Genomic DNA, 7,475 nt, shown 5'->3' with positions numbered 1-7,475 from the left:
AAGGTCAGGCTGTCGCCGGTATCCACATCAGCGAACTGGCCGGAGACATCGACCGGGGTAATGGCCTGCGCGTCCTGGCCACTCTGGTCGGCCAGTGTGACGTTGGGCGTCAGGGTCGGCGCATCGTTAGCTGCTTGAACTATGAGAGCAAGTGTCGCCGTGTCGCTCAGCTCGCCATCGGTCACCGTGTAGCTGACCGCCGGTACGCTGCCGTTCCAGTTGGCCTCCGGCGTGAAGGTGTAGCTACCATCGCTGCCGATCGTCAGGTTGCCGATGCCTTCGATGACTGCCGTTTCACCGGAAGAGTAACTGACGCCGCCTACCGTAAACGAGACTACGGACAAAACGTCGCCATCGGGATCGCTATCATTGTCCAGTAAGTTACCGGACAACGGGGCGTCTTCTAGCCCCTCCATCACATCATCAACGGCAACCGGTGCCACATTGCCATTCGTGATAGCCTCAGCCGCCACCAGACTCTCTTCGCCAACGAACAGCGCGGTTTGCGTCTCGTCCAACGCGACCGGTTCGTAGGCATAGCTTGGCGAGTCGGTGCTGAGCGAGATGCGTGCCAGTTGCACGAAGCTGTGGCCGCCGTCTTCGCCGCCGGCGCCACCGCCCAGGCCCGCGGCGGTCGCGTCGAGTACGTCCAGCAGGTCGCCTTCCCCTTCGTCGATGGCGGTGAGCAGCGCCTCGAGGTCGTCATCCAGTACCGCTGCCTCATCGGTGGGCACGTCCGCTTGCGCATCCAGATCGGCAAGCATGGCAACGGTCTGCTCCGGTCCGATGGTGACCGGCTCGGCCTCGGCGAAATCGAGCCGGACGCGGCCGTTCTCGCCGGTGACGAGCTCCTCGCCCTCGAGCAGGACGTCGCCCGGCTCGAGTGGGCGCAGATTGCCGTCGGCATCGCGAGCCCAGGCCTGGCCGGAAACGGAAAGAACGGTTGCGATCGGAGTACTCATGCGTTGTCACCCTGCGAGCGAGTGGAGTCGTGACGGCCTAGCGCCACGAAGGGAGGTTCAGTGCTAACGAGATTAGGGAAGGCCGGCCAGGAAAAGTATTGGACCGAAGGACAGTAACGTAATGTAACTGCCAGCCGGTCCTTATTCGTGGACAAGACGGCGACTCACAGCATGCCGACTTCCTGGCCCTGCCCCGAGAGGGTCAGCACCAGTTGCATGCGGTCGCGGATATGCAGCTTGCGGAACACGGCACCAAGATGCGCCTTGACGGTACGTTCGGTAATGTCGAGTTGCCGGGCGACTTCCTTGTTGCTCTTGCCGGCCGCCACGGCCAGGGCCACGTCGCGTTCGCGAGCCGTCAGCCCCGCCAGCACGCTGTCGTTGGCGCGAGCACCGCTTCCCAGCAGGCGAAAGGTCGTACCCACCACCTGCTGCAACAACTCCGGCCAGACCCATAACCCCTGGTTGGCGATCACCAGGGCAATCTGGGTCAACAACGCCGGCGCCGAAAGCGCATGCGCGTATCCCTTGGCCCCGGCATCCAGCGCCTGAAACGCCTGGTTGGCATCCGGGCGGTAGGAGAGCACCACGACCATGGCGCCGCGCTGCGCCAGGATCGTGACAAGCCCAGCCCAGTCCTCCACATCGGCGAGCACCCATACATGGTCCTCACGACTGGCCTGGGCGCGGGCCTGCTGCGGCGTGCATAACCGTGCGCTCGGAAAGGCCTCGGTCCAGCGCGGGACCACGTTGTCACCCTGGCATACGAATAGATGTCTGTTCATCGTTCGCTCAGCGCATTGCCCTTGGCTCGAAGGAGCGGCTTGAGCAGATAGTCGAGCACCGTACGCTTGCCAGTGCGGATATCCACCTGCGCCGTCATCCCGGGAATAATGGTCAGGTTCGGGCCCAGCGCGTTGTCCTGGGTACGCACCCTTACCAGATAGAAGGTGTTGTTATCGTCATCGGTGATCGTGTCCGCACTGATGTGCTCGAGCGTGGCCTGCATGCCACCGTAGGTGGCAAAGTCATAGGCGGTGAACTTGACGAAGGCCGACTGGCCGGGTCGCAGAAAGGCAATATCCTGCGGGGCGATGCGCGCCTCGACGAGCAGTTGTTCGTCGTTTGGCACGATCTCGACAATGTCCTGGCCAGGCTGCACCACACCGCCCAACGTGGTGACATGCAGCCGCTGCACAATGCCATCCACGGGAGAACGGATCTCGGCCATAGCGACCTTGTCCTGCAGGCCGACATTGCTCTGCTCCAGGGCGGCCAGTTGCCCCAGCGTCTCGGAAAGCTCATTACTCCAGCGGTTCTTGAGCTCCAGGGAGGCCTCGCGCAGCTTGCTGTCGGCCTCCTCGATGGCGGCCTGCAGGCGAGCCACCTGGGCGGAAGCCTGGTTGCGTTCGCCACGGGCATTGGAAACATCCCGCTCCAGGCGCAGCACCTCGACTTCGGACACCGCCCCTGAGTTGAGCAAGGGGCGCGTCAGCGACAACTCCCGTGACGCCAGATCCAGCGCCCGCGAGGCCTGGTCGAAGCGCGCCTGGGCCTCCTTGAGTTCCTCGCGACGCTGGCTCAGTTGCTCCTGGGCAATCTTGCGCGTTTCTTCCAAGGCCTGACGGCTACTCTCGAACAGGGCTCGCTCATGCGCGACGAGGTCCGGCGCCTGTTCGGCCAATTCCTGCGACGGTACGAAGGGGCGCTCCGCCGTCAACGCCGTGAGACGCTCTGCCTTGGCCTGCAACGCAAGCGACTTGGCCACGCCCTCCCGATAGGAAGACACGAAGCGCGTCGGGTCGATGCGCATCAGCAACTGCTCTTCCTCGACGCTGTCGCCCTCCTTGACCAGCAAGGCCTCGACCACGCCACCGTCGAACGACTGGACGACCTTGAGTTGTGACGAGGGAATGACCCGCCCCATGCCCTTGGTGACCTGATCGATCTCGGCGACATAGGCCCAGGCCAGCAGGGCGATGAGTACGCCGACGACCAGATACAGCAGCCCTCGAGCCCGCATGGGGTCTTGCTGCATGCGCGCCCAGTCGGCATCGCTGGCCCAGTCGCGGTTCAAGTGAGCGGACGAGACCCAGCGCGCGAACAAGCGATCGATCAACGGTCGGAACGGCCTGCCACCGGCCTTGGTGACCCGACCCATGGCCTCGAACCCCACTTGCTCGGCGCTCTTGCGATTGGCCGTTTCCCCGTTGTTGTTCATGACAGGCGTGGAATCGCTCATCCGGCGGCCCTCCCCACCTGCCCCTTGCGCAGGGCCTCGATGACCTGATCCTTGGGCCCGTCGGCGACGATCTTGCCGCCATCGATGACCACAATGCGATCCACCAGCGACAGCAGCGAGGTGCGGTGGGTCACGATCACCATCGTGCGATGCACGGCGTATTCGCTCAGGGCACGCTTGAAGGCTTCCTCGCTGGTATGGTCCATGGCGCTGGTCGGCTCATCGAGCAACAGGATCTGCGGGTCGTTGACCAGCGCCCGGGCAATTGCCACCGCCTGACGTTGACCGCCGGAGAGTAGCTCGCCACGCTCCCCGACCTGCAACTCGACACCCTGCGGATGACCGTTGACCATCTCTTCCAGGCCGCTGAGCTGGATCGCGCGCAGCAGCGCGTCGTCATCGACCCCGTCACTGCCACCAGCCGCGACGATATTGTCACGCAGCGAGCCGTAGAACAGTGCGATATCCTGGGGCACGTAGCCGATGTGGCGACGCAGCTCGACCGGGTCGAACTGACGAATGTCCACGCCATCCACCATCACTGCGCCGGCCGTGGGCTGGTAAAGCCCTTGCAGCAGCTTGTTGAGCGTGGACTTGCCAGAGCCGACCCGGCCCAGGATCGCCACTTTCTCCCCGGCGCGAATCTTCACAGACACGTCGCGCAGCGCCTCGCGCTCTTCGTTGGGATAGCGCAGCGTGACCCCACGCAGCTCGAGCTGACCGCGCACCTGTGGCCGGCTGACGAAGTGACGACCCTCTGGGCGTTCCTCGGGTTTCTGCATGACCTCGTTGAGCGACGCCAGGGCCGTCGAGGCATTGTGGTACTGCCCCATCAGCGCAGCCGCCTGACTGACCGGCGCCATGGCCCGAGACGACAGCAGGTAGGCAGCGATCAACCCGCCCTGGGTCAGTTCGCCCTCGATGATCAAGTAGACGCCGACGATGATGATTGCCACCGCCACGGTCTGCTGGGCCCACATCGCCACGCTGCCCACCGACGAGCCCAGCAGGCGCATCTGCGCCGAGGTGCGCGACAGGAATGCCGTGGCCTTTTCCCAGGTACCCTGGATGCGGCCTTCGGCACGCAGCGTCTTGACGGTTTCCAGGTTGGCGAGGCTTTCGATCAGCGTGGCATTGCGCTGCGCCCCGACCCGCCAGGTAGTCTCGGAAAGCTCATGCATCTTGCCCTGTGCCGCCAACGCATAGAGCAGCACGAAGGCGATGCCCACCACGATGGGAATCACCAGCGGCGGGGAAATGAGGGCAATGATCGCGCCGAAGAGAATCACGAACGGCAAGTCGACCAGGCCCACCACGGTGGCCGAACCGATGAAGGCCCGCACCGACTCGAAGGAATGCAGCGTGGAGGCAAACGAGCCAGTCGACGCCGGCCGTGCCTCGAGACGCATGCCCAGCACCCGCTGCAGCAACGCCGAGGACAGCTTGACGTCGGCCCGGCTGGCCGCCAGATCGACGAACGCATTGCGCGTCAGGCGTAGCGCCAAATCGGCACACAGCACCAGGAAGATGCCTGCCGCCAATGCCCACAATGTTTCGGTGGCCTGGTTGGGCACCACCCGGTCATAGACGTTCATGACGAACATCGGCATGGCGATGGCAAACAGGTTGATCATCACTGAGCCGACCAGCACGTCGCGGTAGAGCTTGCGATTCTCCAGCACCACGCCCCAGAACCAGTGGCGCTGCTTGTGCTGGCGAACCTCGGGCGTACGCGCATCGAAACGATGCTTGGGCCGGGCATAGATCGCCCGGCCACTGTAACGGGCATGCAGCTCGTCGATGGGCACCTCGACGGCCGCCTCGCCCAACTCGGGATAGACGACCCGAGCCAGGCGCTGCTTGACGTCCAGCCACAGCAAGACACAGGCACGCCCCGGCTCGAGCAGCAGGATGACCGGGAATAGCTGCGGGTTCAGGCGTGCCAGGGAGCAACGGGTCTGACGCGAGGTCAGCCCGGCCCTGGCCGCTGCCCGGGCGAACACGCCCGGCGTCAGCTCGCCCTCTTCCAGTGGCAACCCAGCCAGGGCCGCTTCACGGGTAATGTCGTGATCGTGCGCGCGGGCCACCACGCGCAGGCATTCGAGCAATTCCCCGCCCGTGGCCTGGGTCCCGTCTAGCTTGATATGGCTGGTCACTCTCTTCTACCTGCCTTTTTCTACCTGCGGTTCACTCGCCCTGGCGCGCCAGGGTGATTTCCACACGGCGATTGGCGCGGCGCCCCTCGACTGTGTCATTGCTGGCCACCGGCTGACGCGACCCATAGCCCCGGCTGGTCAACAGGGCAAGATCGACGCCCTGCTCGGCCAGATATCCCGCCACGCGACGCGCGCGCTCCTCGGAGAGCGGGTCGTTGACCGCATCGCTACCGGTACTATCGGCATGACCGGCGATAACTATACGCTGCAGGTCGCTGCGCGCCTGGATCTCCTGCGCCAGCTTGGCGAGCGTGTCGCGGGCGTCCGCACTCAGCCAGGCGCTACCGGTCTCGAACAGTGCATCGGCACCCAGCACGTAATCGGGCGCACGCACCGGCTCGCTGGCGGTAGAGGGCACGGCAACGGCACTGGGCATCAGGCCGGCGGTGAGTTCTTCCAGGCTGTAGCGGGTCGGTGCCTGGACGGGGCAGATGGTTTCGCCATCGATCACCACCCCATCGCTGCCCAGTTCGGTCAGCGTCGGGATGCCGCTGCGCGAGACTTCCAGCGCGGGCAACAACTGACCCAAGGCTGCCAGGGTGCGGGCCCGGGCCATTTCCAGATCATAGGTGGCGTTGGAGTAGGCGCGGCTGGCCTCGAAGTACTCGTTCTCGGAATCGAGCACGTCGAGCAGCGTACGCTCGCCGATATCGAACTGCTGCTGGTAGGCGCCGCGCACGCGCCCGGTCGACAGGCGGTGCTGGTTGAGGTAGTTCATCTGCTCGGCGATGCGGCGCGTATCGTTGAAGGCCACGGTGGTGTTTTCGCGCACATCGCGACATTCCTGGTCACGCAGGTCCTTGGCCTGGGCGAGCAGGTCGCTGGCCTGGCGATACGCGGCCAGGTCCGATCCGCCCCGGTATAGGTTCATGCTGGCCACGACCTGCACCACGCCCTGATCGTAGCGCCCAGTGACACCGCTCTGGTTATTGGTGCCGGCGCTGGCACGGAAGTCCACCTGCGGGTGGAAGCCGGCCTTGGTCGCCTCGGCGGCAGCACGTGCCGCGTCGATGTTCTTGATGGCGGCATGAAAGCCCGGGTTGCCTTCGTAGGCCTGCATCACGGCGTCGCTGATCGATGCGGGCAGGCCCTGGGTGAACTCGGGTGCCGGTGCCAGCTCGTCCGGCGGCAGCTCACCGACGAGACGCTGGAAGCGGGCGCTGACATCGTGCAGGTTGGCCGCTTCGGTCAACAGGTTGGACTCGGCCAGGGCCAGGCGACCACTGATCTGCTCGAGATCCACGCCACGGCCGGCGCCGGACTGGGTACGCTGCTCGATCTGCCGGTACACCTCGAGATGCTTGGCGTAGTTGTCCCGCGCCAGCATCACCAGGTCACGGTAACGCAGCACGTCCTGATAGGCCTGGGTGACCTCGAGCGCCACGTCGTTGCTGGTACTCATCAGCTCGTAGTAGCTGACCAGCTTGGCCTGATCGAGACGCTCGACCTCATTGGCGGTCTCGAAGCCATCCCACAGCATCTGGGTCAGCGTGACTTCGGCGAAGTCGGCGTCGTAGCTGCCACGGTCGTCGTCTTCACGGTACTCGCGCCCCATCCCGGCGCTGACATCCAGGCTGGGGAGGTATTGCCCGCGTGCGATGTCGACTTCATCCATGGCCGCCTGGAAGCCGTGCCAACTGGCCTGGACCTGCGGATTCTGGGTCATGGCCCGCTGTACGGCGCCACGCAGCGTATCGATGCCCGCGGCTTCCTGGGCGTTGGCCTGGGCGCAGGCCAGCGCCAGCGGTGACAGCAGCGCGGACACGATCAGGGCACGATAGGGGGTGCGGCGAGCCGAGGCCCGACGAGAGGTGAGCACTTGCATGTTTCAGTTCCCTAATTGCCCCGGCCGTGTCGCGAGAGCGCTCGGCGCCTTGAGGGCAGGTTGTTATCGGCTCGAGCCACTTACCCACCGGGCCTGACCCAAACCAGTCTTTTTTGTAACTAACAGTAAAACTATTTTATGTAATGTGAAAGCGCGGCGCTATCTAGTTTTTTAAACTATCGGCAACAATGCATGTAAGCGATCAATGGCAAAGTTTTCTTAACTTTTAG

The 7,475-nt window shown here is 64.4% G+C and carries 5 protein-coding genes; all 5 read right to left on the bottom strand.

Translation table 11 applies throughout. From position 1 onward, the window contains the following. Positions 1–962: retention module-containing protein (locus tag BM194_RS10655; RefSeq protein WP_143097583.1), on the bottom strand; the 962-nt coding region annotated here is incomplete at its 3' end. Between the two features lie 164 nt (positions 963–1,126). Further along, positions 1,127–1,747, bottom strand: coding sequence for a response regulator transcription factor (locus tag BM194_RS10650; protein WP_092846515.1), 621 nt, complete (start codon positions 1,745–1,747; stop codon positions 1,127–1,129). Further along, a complete protein-coding gene (locus BM194_RS10645; protein WP_244890934.1) occupies positions 1,744–3,204 on the bottom strand; it encodes an HlyD family type I secretion periplasmic adaptor subunit in 1,461 nt (486 codons plus the stop codon). The genes BM194_RS10650 and BM194_RS10645 overlap by 4 nt, the downstream gene beginning before the upstream one ends. Then, a complete protein-coding gene (locus tag BM194_RS10640) occupies positions 3,201–5,360 on the bottom strand; it encodes a type I secretion system permease/ATPase (protein ID WP_244890933.1) in 2,160 nt (719 codons plus the stop codon). Before BM194_RS10640 ends, BM194_RS10645 begins: the two co-directional genes overlap by 4 nt. A 31-nt stretch (positions 5,361–5,391) precedes the next feature. Further along, a complete protein-coding gene (locus BM194_RS10635; protein WP_092846513.1) occupies positions 5,392–7,245 on the bottom strand; it encodes a TolC family outer membrane protein in 1,854 nt (617 codons plus the stop codon). Positions 7,246–7,475: the final 230 nt, after the last annotated feature.

The organism is Modicisalibacter xianhensis, assembly GCF_900113605.1.
In the GTDB taxonomy this organism is placed as follows: Bacteria; Pseudomonadota; Gammaproteobacteria; order Pseudomonadales; family Halomonadaceae; genus Modicisalibacter; species Modicisalibacter xianhensis.
Note: the sequence above shows the minus strand (reverse complement) of the source record. Positions and strands in the feature narration are given on the sequence as shown.